The organism is Deinococcus peraridilitoris DSM 19664, from assembly GCF_000317835.1.
Lineage (GTDB): Bacteria > Deinococcota > Deinococci > Deinococcales > Deinococcaceae > Deinococcus_A > Deinococcus_A peraridilitoris.
The window spans coordinates 3,685,692-3,706,473 of sequence record NC_019793.1; the positions used below are offsets into that span (position 1 = coordinate 3,685,692).

General features: G+C 64.1%; 16 protein-coding genes. 10 read left to right on the forward strand and 6 right to left on the reverse strand.

Annotated elements, in window-relative coordinates; all coding sequences use genetic code 11:
• Positions 1-77 precede the first annotated feature (77 nt).
• Positions 78-266: a hypothetical protein gene (locus tag DEIPE_RS17835; protein WP_015237376.1), complete on the reverse strand. Its 189-nt coding sequence runs from the start codon at positions 264-266 to the stop codon at positions 78-80.
• 507 nt (positions 267-773) lie between these two features.
• On the opposite strand from DEIPE_RS17835, the gene DEIPE_RS24730 reads away from it, so the two are divergent.
• Positions 774-3,230 (forward strand): ExeM/NucH family extracellular endonuclease, encoded by a 2,457-nt coding sequence (locus DEIPE_RS24730; protein WP_217218453.1) that lies wholly within the window; start codon positions 774-776, stop codon positions 3,228-3,230.
• Positions 3,231-3,289: 59 nt separating this feature from the next.
• Here DEIPE_RS24730 and DEIPE_RS17845 read toward each other — a convergent pair whose 3' ends face one another.
• On the reverse strand, positions 3,290-4,384 hold the full coding sequence (locus tag DEIPE_RS17845) for a peptidase MA family metallohydrolase (RefSeq protein WP_015237378.1): 1,095 nt from the start codon (positions 4,382-4,384) through the stop codon (positions 3,290-3,292).
• 90 nt (positions 4,385-4,474) lie between these two features.
• On the opposite strand from DEIPE_RS17845, the gene DEIPE_RS17850 reads away from it, so the two are divergent.
• Both DEIPE_RS17850 and DEIPE_RS17855 read left to right on the forward strand, forming a co-directional pair.
• The gene (locus tag DEIPE_RS17850; RefSeq protein WP_157448924.1) at positions 4,475-5,185 is read left to right on the forward strand and encodes a beta-phosphoglucomutase family hydrolase; all 711 of its coding nucleotides are present in this window, start codon (positions 4,475-4,477) and stop codon (positions 5,183-5,185) included.
• A gap of 46 nt (positions 5,186-5,231) precedes the next feature.
• Positions 5,232-5,921 (forward strand): SDR family oxidoreductase, encoded by a 690-nt coding sequence (locus DEIPE_RS17855; protein ID WP_015237380.1) that lies wholly within the window; start codon positions 5,232-5,234, stop codon positions 5,919-5,921.
• A 79-nt stretch (positions 5,922-6,000) separates the two neighbouring features.
• On the opposite strand, the gene DEIPE_RS17860 is transcribed toward DEIPE_RS17855, so the two are convergent.
• Entirely contained in the window at positions 6,001-7,098 is a 1,098-nt protein-coding gene (locus tag DEIPE_RS17860; RefSeq protein WP_041230979.1) for a prephenate dehydrogenase, read from the reverse strand.
• A 117-nt stretch (positions 7,099-7,215) separates the two neighbouring features.
• Here DEIPE_RS17860 and DEIPE_RS17865 point away from each other — a divergent pair, with 117 nt between their 5' ends.
• Entirely contained in the window at positions 7,216-8,559 is a 1,344-nt protein-coding gene (locus DEIPE_RS17865; RefSeq protein WP_015237382.1) for a M20/M25/M40 family metallo-hydrolase, read from the forward strand.
• Between the two features lie 96 nt (positions 8,560-8,655).
• A complete protein-coding gene (locus DEIPE_RS17870; protein WP_015237383.1) occupies positions 8,656-9,945 on the forward strand; it encodes an alpha/beta hydrolase in 1,290 nt (429 codons plus the stop codon).
• 96 nt (positions 9,946-10,041) lie between these two features.
• Here DEIPE_RS17870 and DEIPE_RS17875 read toward each other — a convergent pair whose 3' ends face one another.
• Positions 10,042-11,934, reverse strand: a complete 1,893-nt coding sequence (locus tag DEIPE_RS17875) for a S8 family serine peptidase (RefSeq protein ID WP_015237384.1) — start codon at positions 11,932-11,934, stop codon at positions 10,042-10,044.
• 298 nt (positions 11,935-12,232) lie between these two features.
• Between DEIPE_RS17875 and DEIPE_RS17880 the strand changes: the two genes are divergently transcribed.
• From DEIPE_RS17880 to DEIPE_RS17890, 3 genes are all read left to right on the forward strand, one after another.
• A complete protein-coding gene (locus DEIPE_RS17880; RefSeq protein ID WP_015237385.1) occupies positions 12,233-12,502 on the forward strand; it encodes a stage V sporulation protein S in 270 nt (89 codons plus the stop codon).
• A gap of 101 nt (positions 12,503-12,603) precedes the next feature.
• Positions 12,604-13,275: a zinc metallopeptidase gene (locus DEIPE_RS17885; protein WP_015237386.1), complete on the forward strand. Its 672-nt coding sequence runs from the start codon at positions 12,604-12,606 to the stop codon at positions 13,273-13,275.
• 155 nt (positions 13,276-13,430) lie between these two features.
• Positions 13,431-14,684: a transcription antitermination factor NusB gene (locus DEIPE_RS17890; RefSeq protein ID WP_041230981.1), complete on the forward strand. Its 1,254-nt coding sequence runs from the start codon at positions 13,431-13,433 to the stop codon at positions 14,682-14,684.
• A 54-nt stretch (positions 14,685-14,738) separates the two neighbouring features.
• Here DEIPE_RS17890 and DEIPE_RS17895 read toward each other — a convergent pair whose 3' ends face one another.
• Positions 14,739-16,310: an ABC transporter ATP-binding protein gene (locus tag DEIPE_RS17895; RefSeq protein ID WP_015237388.1), complete on the reverse strand. Its 1,572-nt coding sequence runs from the start codon at positions 16,308-16,310 to the stop codon at positions 14,739-14,741.
• 155 nt (positions 16,311-16,465) lie between these two features.
• Between DEIPE_RS17895 and DEIPE_RS17900 the strand changes: the two genes are divergently transcribed.
• The gene (locus DEIPE_RS17900) at positions 16,466-17,308 is read left to right on the forward strand and encodes a phosphatase PAP2 family protein (RefSeq protein ID WP_015237389.1); all 843 of its coding nucleotides are present in this window, start codon (positions 16,466-16,468) and stop codon (positions 17,306-17,308) included.
• A gap of 79 nt (positions 17,309-17,387) precedes the next feature.
• On the opposite strand, the gene DEIPE_RS17905 is transcribed toward DEIPE_RS17900, so the two are convergent.
• The gene (locus DEIPE_RS17905; protein WP_015237390.1) at positions 17,388-18,488 is read right to left on the reverse strand and encodes a BMP family lipoprotein; all 1,101 of its coding nucleotides are present in this window, start codon (positions 18,486-18,488) and stop codon (positions 17,388-17,390) included.
• A 230-nt stretch (positions 18,489-18,718) separates the two neighbouring features.
• Here DEIPE_RS17905 and ligA point away from each other — a divergent pair, with 230 nt between their 5' ends.
• Positions 18,719-20,746 carry an NAD-dependent DNA ligase LigA gene (gene ligA, locus DEIPE_RS17910; RefSeq protein WP_015237391.1) on the forward strand — a complete coding sequence of 676 codons (2,028 nt, stop codon included), beginning with the start codon at positions 18,719-18,721 and terminating at the stop codon, positions 20,744-20,746.
• Positions 20,747-20,782: the final 36 nt, after the last annotated feature.

Below are 20,782 nucleotides of genomic sequence, written 5' to 3' on the forward strand. Positions count from 1 at the left end.
ACAACAGGCGAGCACGTGAGGAGGACCACCCGTGGCGGTGGTCCTCTTTTGTCATGCTCTGGGAATCGTCCGGTCGGTCAGGGCTGCGGGCCGCCAGGCGGGTCGCGGCGCTTGGTATTCGATACGCCCATGATAATTCCAAGCCCGACCAACACGATCGCGCCGACCATAATCCATGTCTGGCTCAGTCCGGCGACGCTTGCCCCGTAAGCCAGGCCGGCGACGAGAATAATGAATCCCAACATGTAAATGCCAAATGACGACATCGTTTCCTCCTTTGGGCAAATGGCCCATTTCAGGTACGGCTGCAGTTTAAGCTGAAGGCCAGGCCTGCTGAATTCCGCCATCCTTCAGGTGGCGTCAAAAATCAGTCAGGCCCGAGCGACCTGAAATGCGATGACCACCTGAGGACAATTCGTTCGGCTGAGGATGGTGGACCGTTACGGCAACTGCAGGGCGGGGGTGCAGCCTGGCTGCAGTTCGCCCAGTCTCCGCATAAGTGGGCAAATTATGTGGATAAAATTAAAAAGTTCTAAGTAATTCGCAACCATTTCCTGACCATAGATGTATAGCCTTTCTCAAGAACTATGAAATATACCCAAGCACTCACGTTGGTGATGTTGTTGACTGCCTGCGGGCAGCAGGTTTCTCCGAAGTCAGCTTCGGCAAGTGCTGCGGCTCAATCTCAGACCGTTCAGGCACAGAAAGCGGACAAGGATTCCAAAGCTGCCCCAGCTTGTCTGCTCGCGACGCCTGCTACCCCTATTTACACCGTGCAGGGACCCGGTGCCACAAGTCCGCTGGTAGGACAACCTGTCACCGTTCAGGGCGTCGTGGTGGGGGTATTCGAGAAACTTGGCGGCTTTTTTGTTCAGGATTACCTGGGAGACGGCAACCGGGCGACTTCCGACGGAATTTTCGTATTCGGCAAGCAGGCGGTGAAGGCAGGCGACTTCGTCAAGCTCAGCGGAACCGTGAGCGAGTTCAAGGGCGCCAACCAGACCGACTCCCAGACGCAGATCGACAAGGTGAGCAACCTGGAAGTCTGCGCGTCGGGCTACTGGGTGCAGTCGACCAAAATCAACCTTCCTGTTGCTTCGCGTGCACAGCTCGAAGCCTTCGAGGGCATGGCCGTGCATTTCGAGCAGACGCTCACGGTGACCGAAGTGTTCGCGCTCGGCCGCTTCGGGGAACTCTCGCTGTCGGCCGACGGACGCCTGTTCAATCCCACCAACGGCAACACGGAATCGACCCTGGAGCAGAACAAACTGCGCCGGATCATTCTCGACGACGGCAGCACCGCTTCAAATCCGGTGCCCACGCCTTATCTCAGCGACCCGTCGTCGAGCGGCACCCGCCGCGTCGGTGACACTGTCAAGAAGCTGTCCGGCATCCTGAGCTTTGCCTTCGACCAGTACCGCATCCAGCCCACTGCCGAGCCGCAGTTCGTCAACGCCAACAAGCGCACCGCGCGCCCCAAGGACGTCGGGGGCAGCCTCAAGGTCGCCAGTTTCAACGTGCTGAACTATTTCACGGATTTCGGCCAGCGCGGCGCGAACAACGCGGCCGAGTTCGAGCGGCAGCAGGCCAAGATCGTGGCCGCCATCACGGCCATCGACGCCGATGTGCTGGGGCTGATCGAAATGCAGAACAACGGTGACGTGGCCCTGCAAAACCTCGTCGCTGCCCTCAACGCGGCCTATGGCAGCGAAATCTACCGTGCCCTCCTGACCGGTACCCTCGGCACGGACGCCATCAAACAGGCCATCATCTACAAGCCGGGCAAGGTCAACCTGATCGGACGGTACAAGACCGACAGCAGCAGCGTGCTCGACCGGCCGACCCTCGCCCAGACCTTTCAACACGTCGGCGGCCACGGTGTCTTCACCGTGGCCGTAAACCACTTCAAGAGCAAGGGTTGCGGCACGGCAAGCGGTGAAAACGCGGATCTGGGACAGGGTTGCTGGAACGCGAAGCGCGTACAGCAAGCACAGGCCCTGGTGGAGTTCGCGGAAAAGCTGCGCGCGGAGAGCGGCGACACCGATGTGCTGATGATCGGTGATTTGAACGCCTACGGTGCCGAGGACCCCATCAGGACACTGCAGGGCGCGGGCTTCGAGAGCCTCAACCTGCGCGTTCCGGCCGAAGAGCGCTACTCGTACGTGTTCGACGGCCAGAGCGGCTACCTCGACCACGCCCTGTCGACGGCCAGCCTGTCACCCCAGGTCAGCGGCATCACCGAGTGGCACATCAACAGCGACGAGCCGATCGTGCTCGACTACAACCTCGAGTTCAAAACGGACGACCGCTTTGCCGCGACGCCGTACCGCTCGAGCGACCACGACCCGGTCGTGGTTGGTCTGCAGCTGAACGCAGACCCGCTGCGGGCTGCCCAACCCTACGTCAGCGTCACGGCGCCGGTCCGTGCCCAGGCCGGTCAGGATGTCGAATTGCAGGTCGCTGCCGAGCCGGGCCGTGGCAGCAGTCTCCAGTCCCTGGAGATCAACTGGGGCGACGGGCAGATCGACACCCTGCAAAGCGGCACCACGAGTGCAGTGCACGTTTATGCCAGCGCTGGCACCTACAACATCACCGCGACGGCCTCCGATGTCAGCGGCGCGGTATCCAGCCACAGCGCCACGATTACCGTCAGTCCGGCGCCTTCCTCGAACGACGGCAAGGTCGTGATCAGCCAGGTCTACGGCGGCGGTGGCAACTCCGGCGCCACCCTCAAGAACGATTTCATCGAGCTCCACAATCTGGGAAGCACCCCGGTCTCGCTTGAGGGGTGGTCGGTGCAGTACGCTTCTGCGTCTGGCTCCACGTGGCAGAAGACCAACCTCGGCGGCATCGTCGCGCCCGGCGGATACTACCTGATCCAGCAAGCTGCCGGAGCGGGCGGCACCGAGAGCCTGCCTGCTGCGGACGCGACCGGTAGCATTGCTATGGCCGCGAGTGCAGGCAAAGTCGCACTCGTCAAGACCACCACCGCCCTCACCTGCGGCGCGACCTGCGCGGGTGACGCCAATGTCGCCGATTTTGTCGGGTACGGCGCCAGCAACAACTTCCTGGGCGCCGCGCCCGCGCCCGCCCTGAGCGCCACCGCGTCCGCCCTTCGCAAGGCGGGACGCTGCCAGAACACGCCCGACAACGGCGCCGACTTCGCTACCTTCACCCCTGCGGTAGCCAGCACCTTCAACAGCGCCAGCCCTGCCAACACCTGCCCCTGAGCGTCAACCCGAAAGCGCCCGCTCCTAACAGAGCGGGCGCTTCGCAGTCCAAATTCGGGTCAGGTACGCTCCGCACCGTCTTTCAGCCACAGGCGAAATGCCTCGTCCATGGCCTCGAAGCTCTTCCCAAAAGAGGCGGTGCTGGCCTCACCGAGGTCTGCTCCACGCGCAACACGCTCCATGAAGTCGGTCAGGGCGCCCATGCCATGCAGTTCTACGGCGAAGCGCACAAAGGCGTACCCTTGCGCGTAGACATAACCCCATAAGGCGTCAGGTGTCGACTCGAAGACCGCCAGACGCGAAAATTCAGGCAGCTCTCCGCGCTTCTGCCAGTTGGCCGAACGTTGCAGGTACGTCTCACGCTGCGTTGCGGGCCAGCCTGTCGACGCGACATACTGGGCGATTCCTTCGTGCAGCCACCACGGGAGGCGCGCCTGACCCGCGCCATAGCGCTCGAAGACGGCATGGTGCGTGAGTTCGTGCAGCAGGGTGCTGCGCGACCCGGGCCAACCGGGCCGCGCCAGCTTGACGGCCTCGCCCGGTTCGTTCCAGCCCGCGACAGGCTGCAGCGACAGCTGCACGCTCGCGGAGAGCGCTTCGGAAGACGAATACAGCTTGAGCACCGGTTGTGGCGCTGCCGGAAAGCCCAGTTCACGCGCAACCTGTGACTGGAGCGCGCCCAGCTCAGAGGCCATGGCTCGGGCGGTGGCTTCCTGCTGGTCTTGCCACAGGACCCGTGCACCGCCGACCTGCACTTCATTCCAGCGTTCCCCCGCATAACGCCACGCCCCGTTAACCTTTCGAAACTCCGCGGCGAACGTGGCGGAGCGGGCAGTCTCCTCCCGCCGCCACGCCCAGCGAAGGTCGGCGTACGCAACTGCGTCCTCGACCGCGATGTTGCTCGCAGTGATGGTCAGGGACTTCGGTGGCTTGCTTTGCCAGTCCCGCACGAAGTTGCGGTGCTCAGCGGCGAACACCGGCTCGCGCAGATCCACCAGCCGCAGGTAAGCCGGCCCATCCCCGCGCGAGATGGTGGCTTCCATTTCGCGCACGACCTGCTCGACGCTGGCGCGCTCGTTGACCTGAGCCAGCGCCAGCGGTGCGGTGGCAAACGCCACGGTGAGGCACACCCGGCCGAATACGAATTGCAGCATGGTTGCATGCTAGAGCGTGGGTCCTGGGCTGCATGAGGTGGAGGCGAGAAGAAGAGAAGGACCGGGGCGCTGCGTGGCATGCTGGGCACGATGACCCGCAGACCCGCAGGCGATGCCTTCGCCCTGATTTTCGATATGGACGGCGTTATTGCCGATACGGTGGAATATCACTACCAATCGTGGCAGCGCCTCGCCGACGAGGAGGGCATTGTGTTCTCCCGCCCCGACAATGACCGGCTGCTGGGGCGCTCGCGCCGTGAAGCGCTCGGGGTCTTGCTGGGCGCACGGACGCTGAGCGAGACGGAAGAGCAGGCATGGATGAGGCGCAAGCAGGACTATTTCCTGGAAGCCCTCACACGTTCGGACTTCGGACCCGACCACGCGCTTCCGGGCGTACGTGAGTTGCTCAGCGAGGCCCGCCTGCACGGGGTGCCCACCGGCCTCGCCTCATCGAGTCGCAACGTCACCATCGTGCTTGAAATGCTTGCGCTACAAAGCGCCTTTGATGTCGTTGCCGACGCTTCGGTCGTGGCGAACCTCAAGCCAGCACCGGACGTTTTTGTTTGGGTCGCGGGGCGTCTCGGTTTCCCCCCACGTCAGTGTGTCGTCTTTGAAGACGCGCCCGCCGGAGTGCAGGCTGCATTGTCCGGAGGCTTTCAGGTGGTGGGCCTGGGGCCGGTTTCGCGGGTTGGCGCTGCGCACCGGGTGTTGACCGACTTGGGCGGCTCGCGCCTCGCGGATTTCGCTCCGCCCTGGCCAGGCCCGTCCGGTACCGAAACGGGCGGCAACCTGCTCTCTTGAAGTGGCTCTGTCGCGGCGCTCATGCAGGGCGCTAAACTCGAAAACGATGACCGAGCACCGCAAGACCGCCCTGATCACCGGCGCCACCGGAGGCATTGGCAGTGCTCTGGCCGAGTGCCTCGCGTCGGACTATCACCTCATTCTGGCCGGGCGTGACGGGGCCAAGCTGGCCGATCTCGCCGAGCGTTTCCCTGAAGCCCGCGTGCTGGCGCTGCACCTCGACCAGCCGGCTTCGCTGGCCGACGCGGTACACGGCATCGACCGTCTCGATGCCTTGATTCACAATGCCGGCGTGGTGGACCTGGCCACCGTCGAAGCAGCCTCACTGGATGAATGGCAACGGACCCTGACCATCAATCTGGTGGCCCCGGCCGAACTGACCCGGCTGCTGCTGCCCGCCTTGCGCGCCGCGCGTGGCCACGTGCTGTTCGTGAACTCGGGGGCAGGCCTCACCGCCAATCCGGGCTGGGGCAGCTACGCAGCGAGCAAGTTTGGCTTGCGCGCGCTGGCCGACGCCCTGCGTGGTGAGGAAGCACCTCACGGGGTGCGGGTAACCACCGTGTACCCCGGGCGCACGGCCACCGACATGCAGCGCAAGGTCCGGAACCAGGAGGGCGGCGAGTTTGTGGCAGAGGCCTACATTCGTCCCGACAGCGTAGCCAGTACGATTCGCGCCGCACTGCTGCTGCCACGCGACGCCCACCTGACGGATCTGACCGTGCGCCCGGGAAGCTGAACACCCATGACGGAAATCGCGCGCGGCGCGGGCAGGCGGGCGCTCCCGGCACTGCCCGCGCCGCTGGCAACTGGTTGACTTACACGCGACTGCGTGTCGTGTAGCCTTCGCGTTCCAGCAGTTCGCGCGCCTTCTCCACCTCTTCGGGCATCTCGAATCCCAGACGGACGCTGCCGCCCTGCTCGCGGATTGCCAGCACCTCGATGTCCTTGATGTTGATGCCTGCGAAGCCCACGATCTGCGTGATGCGCCCGAGCTCCCCCGCCTTGTCCTCGACCGCGACCAGCAGGTCGTGTCGGGGGGGCAGCAAACTGCGACGCACGATCGGCAGGCTGTCGCGGGTGCGTTTGCTTTCCCGGGCCGCTTCGAGCAGCTCCTCGGGAGCGCCGAGCTGGGCTTCCAGGTGGTCGAGTTCCCGGCGAAAGCGTGACAGTGCGTCGCGGAGCGCTGCACGGTTCTCGACGATCATGTCACGGCTCATACGCGGATCGCCGCTTGCTACCCGGGTCAGGTCTCGGAAGCCGCCCGCAGCCAGCAGGGCCAGCCGTTCGTCACGCGCGACCATGTGGGTGAGTGCCAGGCTGGTGAGGTAGGGAAGGTGCGAGATGGTCGCCACCAGCTGGTCGTGCGCGTGTGGCGGCATCACTACCGGCGCGGCACCGAGACTTTCTACAAAGCCGCGAATCCTGCCCAGCGCGGGCAGCGGCGTGTTCTCGGTGGGAGTGAGGACCCACACGGCGTTCTGCAGCAGCAGCCCGCTGGCGTGCTCGACACCCGCCCGTTCGCTGCCCGCCATCGGATGACCGGGCACGAAATTCGGCAGGTCCTGCAATTGCTCGCTGACCGGGCCCTTGACGCTGCCCACGTCGGTGAACAGCGCGTCCTTGCGGGTAAAGCGGGCGATGCGGCGTCCCAGTTCGGGCAGCGCGCTGACCGGCGCCGCGAGCACGACCAGGTCGACCTGTTCGAGCCACGGGCCGGGATCGAGCTGTGCCTCGTCGATCACGCCCAGGGCGATGGCGTTGTTGAGCACCTGCGCGTTCTGGTCAAGGCCGATCACGCGGTCGGCCAGCAACAGGTTCTTGACGCGCAGGGCGACGCTGCCGCCGATCAGGCCCACGCCGGCGATCAACACCGTGGGAAACGGACGAGCGGACGATTCTTGCGGGGCGGACATGCGCGCAAGTGTAATACAAAGGGCCAGCGTGTGCAGCGAGACACGTCTGCCCAGGGCCGGTCCGGGCGCCCTGGTGTTCATGCCGCAGCTCTTCGGCGCGCATGGTACGCTCCCGTCATGTTCACATCCGATCTTTCTGAAACTTTCGAGCGGGCCCGCCGTGACCTGGCGGATCTGGTCAAACTGCAAAGTGTGAGTGCGCAGGGCCGTCAGCTGCCCGAGACGGCGGACGCGGTAACGGTGCTGCTGGAGGCTGAGGGTTTTACCGTCAAGCGCTATGAGGGCCAGGTGGCCCCGGTGCTGATTGCCGAGGCAGGCCAGGGCGCGCGTACCGTGCTGCTCTACAACCACTACGACGTGCAGCCGGAGACGCCGCTGGAACTGTGGGACAGCCCGCCCTTCGAACTGACCGAGCGGGCGGGCCGACTTTACGGACGCGGTGCGAGCGATGACAAAGGTGAACTGATTTCACGGCTCGGCGCCCTGCGGGCACTGAAGGCGTCCTGCGATGGTGAGCTGCCCTTTCGGGTGCGCTGGTTGATCGAGGGTGAAGAGGAGATCGGCAGCCCCAGCTTGGCCAGGATCGTGCGTGAGCACGCCGATGAGCTGCGCGCTGACTTCTGCTGGTGGGAATTCGGCACCATCGATCCGGCCGGTCGCCCGGTCCTGTACGCGGGGCTCAAGGGCATCTTGTGCCTGGAGCTGCGCGCCCGGGTGGCGCAGTCCGACTTGCATTCGCAATTCGGCGCGGTCGTGGACAATCCGCTTTACCAGCTGGCGCGGGCGCTCTCGTCGATGCGCGACGAGCAAGGCCGGGTGACGATCGAGGGCTTTCATGACGACGTGCGTCCTGCGTCGGAGGCCGACCTGGGTGCGGTGTCGCGCATTCCGGATGAGTCGTCCGCCCTGCAGGAAACTTACGGCATCACCGGGTTTCTGGGGAATGCGAGTGGCGCGGAATTCTACCGGCGTCTGGCCCTTGAGCCGGTCCTGAACATCAACGGCGTGCATGGCGGTTACGGTGATGCGGGGAGCAAGACCGTATTGCCGGCAACGGCGTTTGCCAAACTGGATTTTCGTCTGGTGCCCGACCAGTCGCCTTCGCGGGTTGCGCAACTGGTGCGCGAGCATCTCGCGCGCATCGGCCTGGCCGATGTCGAGGTGGTTGAACTCGAATCGCACGAAGAACCCGCCCGCTCGGACCTGACCCATCCACTGGTACAACTGGCCGTCGCAACAGCACGCGACGTGTACGGAGCCGAACCGGTACTGCACCCGTCGAGCGGGGGCAGTGGTCCGATGCATCCCTTTATCGAATACCTGGGAATGCCGGTGGTGGCCATGGGCATCGGGAACCTGGGTGGTCGGGTCCACGCACCCAATGAAAATATCCGCCTGGAAGACTTTCAGAACGGCATTCGCTTCGGCGCCGAGTTCTTCCGGCGCTTGGCGCAGTACTGACCTGCACCCCATTTGGAATTTTGGATGCAGTACAATTTGCCGGATGACAACGCATGACGCGGGCAGCCCGGGCTGTCCGCCGGAATCGAGGCTGGTGTGAATCGACCCCTGATCATGATGCTTTCCGGCGCCCTGCTTGCGGGCGCTTCCGTCTCCTGCGCGCAGGCGGGTGCGAGCCCCGCTGCCGAACTGCCGCTCGGTGAGCAGGCCCGGGTATTTCCTGGTGCCAGCGACATCCGAGTTCAGCGTGCCGCCGACGGCCGCATCACCCTGTCGGGCAAGCTCGATGGTGTGGCGTTCGCGGCCAAATTGCCCGCTGTCTGGAACAAGAGCACCCTGCTGTATGCGCACGGTTATGTGCAGCCCACGTCTAGCGAGCCGGACCCGGCGCAAACCGTGGAGAGCGCTTTCCTGAACACACCGCTCAACCAGGGATACGCCGTTGCGGCCTCCGCTTACCGCAAGACCGGGTACGCCGTGAACAGTGGGATCGAGCGTACCGCGCGTCTGAAAGCGTTTATGGATACCCTGGGCTCGGTGCGGGCCTACGCGGTCGGTCACTCGATGGGCGGCAACATCGTGGTGGGCCTCGTCGAGAAGTTTCCGAACGCGTTCGTGGGTGCGCTGTCGCTGTGCGGCGTCACGGGCGGCTGGTATGAGGAACAGCGGTACCTGACAGACTTTCGGCTGATCTATGACGTCCTTACGCGCAACACGCCCTACGCCTTGCCAGGCAGCGGGAACATCCTCGAACCCCATCCGGGCCTGACGGTCGAGGCCGTGCAGAAATCCGTCGGGAATCTGTTCGCCTCAGCAGCCAGAAACGCCACTGGTCCGGAGGCGCAACTCGTGGGCGCGGTGGCGGGTTTTGCGGGCGCCCATCCCGATCCGGTCTCGTTTGTCACTGCGCTGGCAGGAAGCGCTTACGGTCTAACCGACTCGCTGGCCACCACCGGTGGAAACGCCTACAGCAATGTCGGCAAGCGGTACCAGAGCCGAGACCCGCGCTTTGCGGGTTTGGAAGCGCGCGTCAACTCCGGAGTTGAGCGCCTGCAGGCTGATGCGCGGGCCGCCGACTATCTCCGCGCCAACTATTCACCGATGGGACGGTTCACGGCCAAGGTGCTCAGCGTGCACAACACCATCGACCCACTGGTGCCCTACGAGCATGCGGCGATCTTTCGGCGCACCGTCTCGGCGGCGGAAAATCTGGACAATCTGGTGCAGCAGACCGTCGACCCTTTGCCCTGGCAGCAGGCCAGCGTGACCAACTCCGGGCACTGCCATTTCTCCAAGCGCGAGCACGATATCGCCTGGGAGACCCTTCGGCTGTGGACGGAGCACGGCGTCAAACCACAGGACGGCAAAAACATCACCGCCAAGTAACCAGGCAGAGACTGTTTTGACCACGCTGCCCCGTTTCCAGCCGCGTGGTCAAAAGCAAGAGGGACCCGATCGGGTCCCTCTTGCCTTGTTCCAGCCTTACTGAAGCGCGACGATCTTCTCGAGTTCGGCGCTGCCTTTGTACTGGGTCGTGGGGTTGAGCCAGCCCTTGAGTTGCACGCGGTAGGTGCCTTCAGCCGGGGTGGGAATCACCACTTCTTCCGAGACGCTCGCTCCCTGTGCGCTGGAAGCGATCAGCTTGCCGGCCGGATCGTACACGTACAGGTCAAGGTCGTAGGCGGGGTTGCCCCAGTCGGTCTTGATTTTCAGGGCAGAGGCGCCCGAGGGAACGGTCACGTTGTGGTTGTCCTCGCCTGCCACGGGGGTGCCGTCCACGGTGGTGCCGACGGTGCCGCTCCAGCTGTCGAGCGCGGAGCTCTGCACGGTGGTACGGCTTCCGGCGGTGCTGGCGGCCTTCTCGACTGCCGCGTAGGCGTTGGCGTATCCGGCACCAACTTCCCACACCTCAAGCTGGCGGCGCTCACCGGTGACGGTGAACATCGGATCGGCAGTGCTGGTCACGGCCGCGAGCACGCCGTCGAGGTTCAGGCTGGGGTTCACCTCCAGCATCAGCGCGGTCACACCGCTCATATGCGGTGTGGCCATGCTGGTGCCCGAGATCGAGGAGTACATCGGCTCGGGCGAGGTGCCGTCCATGCCCAGGTAGGGATCGACGATCGGACCCGAAATGGCGCGCGCGGCAACGATGTTCACGCCGGGCAGCACGATGTCGGGGTGGTGATACTGGTCGCCGGGAATGCCGCGGCTGGAGAAGTTCGCCAGTTCCCCCGGAACACCCTTGCGGACGCGCGGGTTGGTGGCGGTGAGGGTGTTCTTCGCGTGTCCGGCGCCCACGCTGATCACGCAGGGGCTGGCACTGTAGGGATTGAGGGTGTTTTCGCGGGGGCCGCTGTTGCCGGCCGCGAAGTTGACGATCATTCCGAAGTCGTATGCGCGCTTCGAGGCGATGCTGATCGGGTTGAACGGTGCGAAATTGCTGCCCGAGGTCCCCCAGGAGTTGCTGATGATGCGCACGTTGTAGGTTTCGCGAACGTCGGGCCGGAAGACGTAGTCAAAGCCCTGCAGCGCGTACAGAATGCTGATCGCGTCGCCCGCGCCCACGCCAACCAGGCTCGCGCCGGGCGCGACACCCTTGTACTTGCCGCCCGATTGCGTGCCGCTGCCCGCGATTGTACTCGCGACGTGCGTGCCGTGTCCGCTTGTCAGGTCAGAGTTGGGCGTATCGACGTAAAGGGCCCCGGCAAGGCCCGGCGCGATAATGGGGGCGGCGATCTTGATGTTCTTGACGAGGTTGGGGAAGTCGCCGTGTGTGCCGTCGATGCCCGAGTCGATCACGGCCACACCGACGCCCTTACCGGTCGTCTTGAAGGCGGTGCGGGCGGCGTCGGCCTTGATGTAGGCGATGCTCTGGTCCAGGAAGTATTGCAGCGGACGGTCCTGGTAGATCGAGAGCAGGCCGTATTGCTGCAGGTTGGTCTTGAGGGTATCGACGAGCTCGCGCGTGATGGGTGCCTGAAGGGCGATCATCGGCAGTTCGCCAAACGCGCCGAGGCCGTCGCCGAGCTTGATGTTCAGTTTGCTGCTCACGAAGTCGACGGCGGGGGAGACGGCATCGTCGAAGTTGAAGGACAAGATCAGCGTGCCCACCTCACCGTTGTAGTCGATGCTCGGATCGATCACCGCGTTGGTGGTGGCGGTGTTCGCGCTGGGCGAGGAATACAGTGCCATGCACTCGCTTGGCGGGGGCGTGGTAGGGGTCGGCTCCACGATTTTTTTCTTGCCACCCTTGTTCGAAAGCGTATCCGCGCGGGCAGCGCTGTCTTGCGCCGCGACCTGTTTGTTCGATTGCTGGCCGCAGGATGCCAGAAGAAGGGTAGTGGACAGCACCACGACAGAGAGTTTGCAGTTCATGGGGATTCTCCTTGAGTTGGACTGTCTTTACCCTAGGTAGTCACCCTCAAATTCCACTCAAAAGTTCACAGCAGGAGCTGGCCCTGCACACCGCGCGAAAATGGCGAGAACGTTGTCCAGGACAGCGATTTCTGCCTTGTGCGCTCAAATGGGCCAGGCTGGTGGGTAAAAGACTCAAGCGTGTATGAAGTGGTTCTCGGGCAAAGATTGGTTTTATGAGAAAATATGTTGACTTTATGAAAGTCTGCGCCTTACACTGAAACGGTCATCGGGCTTTTCATCGTCTCGGAGGTTGTTCGTGGAAACGTTGCGCGTGTCCGGCAAGTCCCGCCCTAATGCCGTTGCCGGGGCGATTGCCGCCCTACTTCGCACTCAGGGTGAAGTAGAAGTTCAGGCCATCGGACCGGCGGCGGTCAATCAGGCGGTCAAGGCCATCGCCATCGCGCGGGGCTATATCGTGCCCGACCAACTCGACCTGCAGACTCAGCCGGCCTTTGTCAAACTCGATCTGGAAGAAGAAGAACGCACGGCCGTGCGTTTTACCATCGCTTCTTACAAAACCCAGTAATTGCCGCTCAACAGGGTGCCGGGCAACTGCCCGGCACCCTGTTGAGCGCTTTCTCATGAAACTTGATAGCACTACGCTAAGATATGTATGGAGGACCGACAATGAGCTACTACCTGCTGATGATTCTCCTGTTCGGCGTGTCCATGCTCGTACAGGCGTACCTTTCCAACACGTATGGCCGGTTTTCGAAGATTCGCAATGCCCGCAACCTGACCGGGGCAGACGTGGCCCGGCTGATTCTCGACGAAAACGGCCTGGCGCACGTGCCGGTCGAGCGGGTGCCCGGTCAGTTGACCGACCACTACGATCCGCTTAAAAAAGTCGTACGTCTTTCCGAGACGAATTACGACGTGCCCAGCCTGGCCGCCGCTGCGGTCGCCGCTCACGAAGTTGGCCACGCCATTCAGGACAAGATCGGATATCCGGCACTGGTGCTGCGCGCGCGCATGCTTCCTGCACTGCAGCTGGGTGCCAACTTCGGCCCGCTGCTCATTCTGGCCGGCCTGTTCCTGAACGTGGCCGGGCTCTTCTGGCTGGGAATCATTGCCTTCGCAGCCGCAGTGCTGTTTCATCTGGTGACCCTTCCGGTCGAGTTCGATGCCAGCCGTCGAGCGCTCGCAAGTCTCTATCAGCGCAGCTACCTCTCGGCAAACGAGGTAGGCGGAGCGCGCAGCGTGCTGACCGCCGCTGCACTGACCTACGTCGCCGCCTTTGCTATCGCACTGGCGCAGCTGGTGTACTTCCTCGGCATGGCCGGCGGACGGCGCGACTGACCCTCGCTCCGAGCGGTCCAGGCCAGTTGATACCACACAGAGGCGCCCTGACTGGGCGCCTCTGTGTCTGATACAAGCGTGCGGAGCCCTCGCGTTGCGTACAACGGGTCCGGGGCGACGCAAGCCCGGTCTCGTCCTCTACACTGTTCGGTACTGTGACGGACGACGCTGTTTCCTCCTTCAACCCAGCTCGCGCACTGGCTGTCCGGGTGCTGGCGCAGGTTCTGATCGGTGAGCGGTTTGCCGCACCCACCCTGGACGAAGCCCTCTCGAAAGCGCGCCTCAGCACGCGCGACGCGGGCCTCGCCACGCATATCGTGTATGGCAGCCTGCGCTATCACCTGACGCTCGAGCGCGCGTTGCAGCCGCTGCTGCGCTCGAATACCCAGAACAAGGTCAAAGCGCTCCTGCTGGCGGGCGCTTTTGAAAAGCTGATTCTCGAGACACCCGGGCACGCGGTCGTCAATGAATACGTCAATCTGGCCAAGCGGGATTTCGGCCGCCTGTCCGGCCTGGTCAACGCGGTGCTCCGCCGGGTGAGCGCACCCACACCCAGCGCCGAAACCGAACTGAGCCTGCCCGGCTGGCTGATCACGGCCTTCGAGAATGCCTACGGTGAAGGGGCCGAAGCGGTCATGCGCGATTTCTTGCAGCCCTCACCGCTGTGGTTGTGGCTGACAGGTCAGGGCGTGCGCGACCTCGAAAGCGAGGGCGCGGCAGTCGAACCGGGCTTTGGCGACGTGTACCGCGTGACCTTGGCGAAGCCCTTGCGTGCCTCGAGCGCCTTTGTGCGCGGCGAGGCGCAACCGATCAACCCCGCGTCCTTTGCAGCCGTCGAGGCGCTCGGCGACGTCCGCGGCGAGCGGGTGCTGGATCTCGCCGGGGGTGCGGGCGTCAAGGCCGCCATGCTGGCCGCCCGGGGTGCGCATGTCACCAGCGTCGACGTCGATGCCCGCAAGCACAAGGCGGCGCGGGAGAACCTGAGCCGACTGCGGTTACAGGCCGAATTTCTCGACGCCGATCTCCGAGAAGCCCCACGGATCGAGGGCGCGGACTTCGTCTTGCTCGACGCTCCCTGCACCGGCAGTGGTACCCTGCGGGCCCATCCGGAAATCAAACTTCGCCTCACCCCGCAGGCTGTCGAGGAGATGGCCGCGTTGCAGGCACAGCTGCTCCAGAGCGCCGCGAGCCTCGTGCGCCCGGGTGGTTCGCTGCTCTACAGTGTCTGCTCGGTGATGGAGCATGAAGGACCAGGCGTGCTGCGTGTCTTCCTTCAGCGGCATCCGGAATTTGAAGCGAGTGGCCTGTCGATTGCCGTTCCCAGCGTCCAGGACAAGTTTGGCGTCCGGACCCTGGCCGTCGGCGGCCTCGACGGATTTTACCTCTCCAAGCTGCGCCGCCTGCCCTGAATCACAGGCTGCGGAAGTCGAAGGTGCCTGCGGTCCCGGGCACGCCGTCACCCGTCAGTCGGCCGGTCCGGAATTGACACCGGCCATCATCAGTCCGAGCCGCTCTTCGGTGGCTTCGCCGGCCGGAACTTCGCCCACAATTTTCCCTTCGAACATCACCAGAATCCGGTCGGCGAGGTTCATGACTTCTCCCAGGTCGGCACTGACCAGCAGCACCGCGAGCCCCTCGTCGCGGGCTGCCACGATCTGCTTGTGAATAAACTCGATGGCGCCGATGTCGACACCTCGGGTGGGCTGACTGGCCAGCAGAATTTTTGGGTTTTTCTGCATCTCGCGCGCCACGATCAGTTTCTGGGCATTGCCGCCCGAGTAGCGCCCGGCCGGCAGCGTCGTCGAGCGCGGCCGCACGTCGTACTGTGAAGCCAGGTCGAGCGCGTTTTTCTGGATTTTCTCCAGGTTCAGCAAGCCCAGGGGGCCGGCAAACGGTTTTTCGTCGTGCAGGCCCAGAATCAGGTTCTCAGCAGTTGACATGTCGAGCACCAGGCCACGTTCGTTGCGGTCCTCGGGAATGTGCGCCACCCCGGCCTCGCTCACCGATCGGGCATTCACGGTGGACAGCGTGCGTCCCAGGTAGCGAACGGTCCCCCCGGCCACCGGGTGCAGTCCGGTGATCGCCTCGACCAGCTGGCTCTGACCGTTGCCCTCCACCCCGGCAATACCCACGATTTCGCCGGCGCGTACGTCGAAGCTCACCGAATCGACCACGTTCGTTTTACTCTCGTTCTGCACGACCAGGTCACGCACTTCCAGGGCCACTTCCTGCGGGCGCGCCGGTTGCTTGGCAACGCTCAGCACCACGTCCCGGCCCACCATCATGCGCGCCAACCGTTGCGGCGTGGCACCCTCGGTGGGCACAGTGCCGATCATCCTGCCGTCGCGGATCACGCTGATTTCATCGCTGATGTGCAGTACCTCCTGCAGCTTGTGGCTGATGAAAATCACGGCGTTGCCTTCCCGGGCGTACTGGTTTTTGAGAAAGTCGAACAGCTCGTCGGTTTCGCTGGGCGTCAACACCGCCGTCGGCTCGTCCAGAATCAGAATGCGCGCGCCGCGGTAGAGCGTCTTGAGAATTTCCACTTTCTGTTGCAGGCCCACGGGCAGATCCTCGATCCGGTCATCGGGATCGAGGGCAAAGTTGAATCGCCGGATCAGCTCGGCGACCTTTTTACGCGCCGCTGCAAAGTTGATGGAGGTGCCACGGGTGGGTTCGGCGCCCAAAATGACGTTTTCGGTCACCGTGAGCGGATCGACCAGCATGAAGTGCTGGTGGACCATGCCGATTCCGAGGGCGATGGCGTCCTTGGGATCGTGCAGATGGACCACCTGACCGTCCACCGCGATTTCACCGCTGGTGGGTGGCTGCATTCCATAAATGATCTTCATCAGCGTACTCTTGCCCGCTCCGTTCTCACCGACCAGCGCGTGGACGCTGCCCCACTTCACCGTCATGCTGATGTTGTCGTTGGCCAAGACCAGGGGAAAACGCTTGGTGATACCGCGCAACTCGATGGCGTCCGGACTGCGGTGTGAGGGCTGACCAGACTGTGCTGGCGCGTTGATCGTCATACACTCATCTTAGGACACCCGGTATGCGGGCGCGGCGTGAGGCCGATTTTCGCCCGTTTCGAACGGATGGTCCGGGCCGGCGAGGATTCGTACGAGGAGCGACCGCAGCGTCATATTTGTGCGTCGGTCCAGGACACGATCTGTCACACTGAGGCATGGAGACAGTCCACATCATGCGCGCCGCGCTCGGCGGCGCCGAGAGCTTCTGGCTGGCCGTGACGAACCTCGGCTCTGACTTTGCGTTCATCGTGCTGCTCAGCCTGTACTACTGGCTCATCAATCCGCGCGGAGGGCGGACCGTCGGTATTTTCTTCGGAGCGAGCATCCTGGTCACCGATGGGCTCAAATACGCCTTTGACGCGCCGCGGCCCTTTCATCTGGACGCTGCGCTGGCGTCGGAGGCGGCCAAACAGACGGCGGGAGGGCCAGGGTTGCCGAGCGGGCACGTGCTGGTCTCGACCACCATCTGGGGATTGGCCGCTTCCCAGCTGCGCTCGCGTGCGTTCTGGGCACTGACAGGGCTGGTGATCGTGCTGATCGCGCTTTCACGCGTCGTGCTGGGGGTTCACTTTCCCCTGGACGTGCTCGTGGGATTGCTGGTCGGCGCGGTGCTGGTCGCAGTGGGTTCACGCCTGCCTCTCCCCGAGCGCGACGCCCCAGTCTGGTCCTGGGGCGTCGCGCTTGCCGCCGTGGTGGCAGCCGCGTTCGTGCCGGTCTACGCCACTGCCCTGGGCATTCTCGCGGGCTTCTGGCTGGCCAAGCCGTCCTTCAACGCCCCACAAACCTGGCCCGCGCGGCTGCTCTTTGTCGTTGCGGGCCTGCTGCTGGTCTTCGCTGTCTACTTCGCCTTCCGCGCACTTCCCGCAGAAGTGCGCCATCTTGGCGCTGTCCACGCGCTGCGCTACGTGGCGCTGGTGCTGACCGCTACCGAGCTCGTTCCGCGGCTGTTGCGCCGTTTCACAGGCGCGCAGGAGCCTCCCGTGATGCTGACGGCCTGACCCGTGGTTGACGGCGATTCACAGAAAGACGCCCGGCACCATGCCGGGCGTCTTTCTGTACTGCGTCAGCGTTAGGTGGTCAGCGTTGGGTGGGAACGCTGATCTTGCCAGCGATGATGTCGGCGCGCACCTTGGCCACCCGGTCCTGCTGGGCCTTGCTGATCAGCGCCTGGTTGTACTGGTCGATCGCAAAGCCGACGCCGTTTTCCTTCAGGCCCAGGCGGCGTTCGCCGGGCTTGAACGTGCCGTCCTTGACGTCCTTGATAAGCGAGTACACGGCGTTGTCGACACGCTTGAGCATGCTGGTCAGGCCGTGGTTGAGCGTCTTGGGGTTCTTGTCGAAGTCGCCCAGGTAGTTCTGGTTGCTGTCCACGCCCACAAAGAACATTGGGCGGCTGTTGCCCGCACAGGCTTTGGTGTAGGTGGCACTCTTGGCGACACCCTTGAAGTTGTCGCTCTTGAAGGTCGTGCCCTTGGGCAGTTGGGCGGCTTTGAGGCACTGGGTCTGCTTGACATAATCGATCACGCCGTTGCCGGACGCGCCTGCCGCCGCGAAAATCACGTCGGCGCCGCGGTTCTTCATGCTGCCCGCGATTTCCTTGGCCTTGGAGGGGTTGTTCCAGGCTTCCGGCGTGGTGCCCACGTACTGCGCAACGACGCGGATGTCCTTGTTGGCGGCCTTGGCGCCGGCGGTGTATCCCGCTTCGAAACGGTGAATCAAGGGGATGTCCATCCCGCCGACGAAGCCGATCACCCCGGTTGCGCTGTTCAGCGCGGCGAGGTAGCCCACGAGGTAGCTGCCTTCCTGTTCCTTGAAGACGAGGCTCGCCACGTTGGGCGCGTCGCTCACGTCGTCGATCAGGCCGAAGGCCAGATCGGGGTTTTCCTTGGCGACGCTGGTGATCGAGGCGTTGTTGGCGAAGCCCACGCCAATGGTCAGGTCAAAGCCGTTCTGCGCGAATGAGCGGATGCCCTGCTGCACTTGGCTGGGGTCGCTCGGCTCGAAGTCCTTGGTCTGCACGCCCAGGTCCTTCACGGCACGCTGGGAGCCTTCGTAGGCCGACTGGTTGAACGAGCGGTCGAATTTGCCGCCGGCGTCGAATGCCAGACCGACGCGAACGGGTTGTTGTGCACTGGCCACGCCGAGGGCGAGAAGCCCGAGGGTCAATACCTTATTCATTGCATTTCCTCCTGGGAGTGCCTTGCCCGACCGCATATGGTCACCGGCTCGACTTGCCTCGACAAGCCCGGCACCCTGGCACCGTCGATTGTCGGGAACCCTGTAGGAGTATACAGGAAATCTTAAGAGCGCAGGCCCACGTTTCTGACGTGATTTTCAGGCTTTTCGACTACTCGTGGAACAAGGAATCCAGGGCGCAGCCGACTCGTCGCGGCTGGTATTGTGGCGCCATGACGCAAGCTCGCTACGCGGAACTCGTCTCTCTCATCGAGTATCACAATCGGCGTTACCACGAACTCGACGATCCGGAAATCAGCGACGCCGCCTACGACACCCTCACGCGTGAGCTGCGTCAACTGGAAGCCGAGCACCCCGAATGGGTGTTGCCCCAGTCACCCACCCAGAAAGTGGGCGGCGCGCCGGGCGCGACTTTTGCGCCGATCCGTCACCCGACGCCCATGACCTCGCTCGACAACGCGTTCAGTGATGAGGACCTCGCCGCGTTCGACGAACGTCTCGCCCGCGCGCTCAGTGGGGCGGTGCGTTCCGCCGCCGGTGAGCGGCCCGGTTTCACCTATGCCTGCGAACTGAAAATCGACGGGCTGTCAGTCAACCTCTATTACCGTGACGGCCAGCTGCAGTGGGCCGCGACGCGTGGAAACGGTCAGGTCGGCGAAGACGTGACGCCCAACGTCCTGACCATCGCCAGCATCCCCCGGGAGCTTCCCGGGCACGCGGGCGAGCTCGAGGTGCGCGGTGAAGTCTTCCTGTCACGCGAAGAATTCGTGCGCCTCAACGAGGAGGCCGAAGAGGCCGGGCTGCCACTGCTGAAAAACCCACGCAACGGGGCCGCCGGGGCGCTGCGCCAGAAAGACTGGCGAGTGACCGCGTCACGGCGGCTGCAGGCCTACTTCTACGGTGTCGGCAAGCGTGACGGTGTGAACGCCACAACCCAGAGCGAACTGCTGGGCTGGCTCCAGAGTGCCGGGTTTCCGGTCAGCCCTGACTTCCGGCGCGTAGCGAACTGGCAGGAAGCTGCGCAATTTCATCATGAAGTGACGGCCCGGCGTTCGCAGCTCCCCTTCGACGCGGACGGCACGGTGATCAAGCTCGATGACCTGCAGCTGCAGGGCGAAGCCGGTTTCACGTCGCGCGCCCCACGCTGGGCCATCGCCTACAAGTTTCCGGCCGAGGAAGCCCAGACCCGCGTGCTCAACATTACCGTCAGCGTAGGGCGAACCGGTCGCCTGAATCCCCTGGCCCACCTGGAGCCGCGGCTGATTGAGGGTACCACCGTCAGCAAGGCCACCCTGCACAACGAGGACTTCATCAAGCGGCTCGACCTGCGCGTGGGAGACAGTGTGATGGTTCACAAGTCGGGTGGAATCATTCCGGAAATCATCCGGGTGTTGCCCGAAGCGCGCGGGGCCGCCAGCGTGCCATTCGAGTTCCCCTCCCATTGCCCCGAATGCCACCACGAAGTCGTTCGCGCCGAGGGAGGTGCGGCGACCGTATGCCCCAATCCCGCCTGTCCGGCACAGGTGTACGAGCGTCTGCGCCATTACGTTTCGCGCGGCGCGATGGACATTCGCGGCCTCGGCGAGCGCATCATCGAGATCCTGGTGCAGCAGGGCCTGGCGCGCGACGCCGCCGACCTGTACCGCCTCGACCTCGCGACCCTGGCCGGGCTGGAACGGCTCGGAGAAAAGAGCGCCGGCAAAATCCTTGCCCAGATCGAGGAAAGCAAGACGCGCCCCCTCGCGCGCCTGATCAACGCGCTGGGAATCAGCTTCGTGGGTGAGCGCAACGCCCAGGCGCTCGAACGGGCCTTTCCCGACCTGAGCGCCATCGCGAGCGCCACACAGGAGGAACTCGCGCGGGTGTCCGGACTCGGTGAAACCATCGCGCGAAGTGTTCACAGCGCCCTGTCTGACCCGGCAATGCAGGATCTCGTGGCGAGGCTGGAGGCGGCGGGCGTGAACACCCGGTCGACCTCGGTGCGTGCCGGAGCGCAGCTCGCCGGCCTGACCTTTGTCATCACCGGTACCCTCAGCCGACCCCGCGAGGAAATCCGCGAGCACCTCGAACGACACGGTGCGCGGGTGTCGGGCAGTGTGACCAAAAAGACCAGCTTCGTGCTCGCCGGCGAGGACGCGGGCAGCAAGCTGGCGCGCGCCCGTGAACTCGAACGCCCGGTCCTCGACGAAGACGCGCTCGGCGCGCTGCTCTCCGAGCGCGGAGTGCAGTTGCTAGACTGAAGCCTGCCCGCTGGGCGCGCCGAGCGCCCGCTCAGG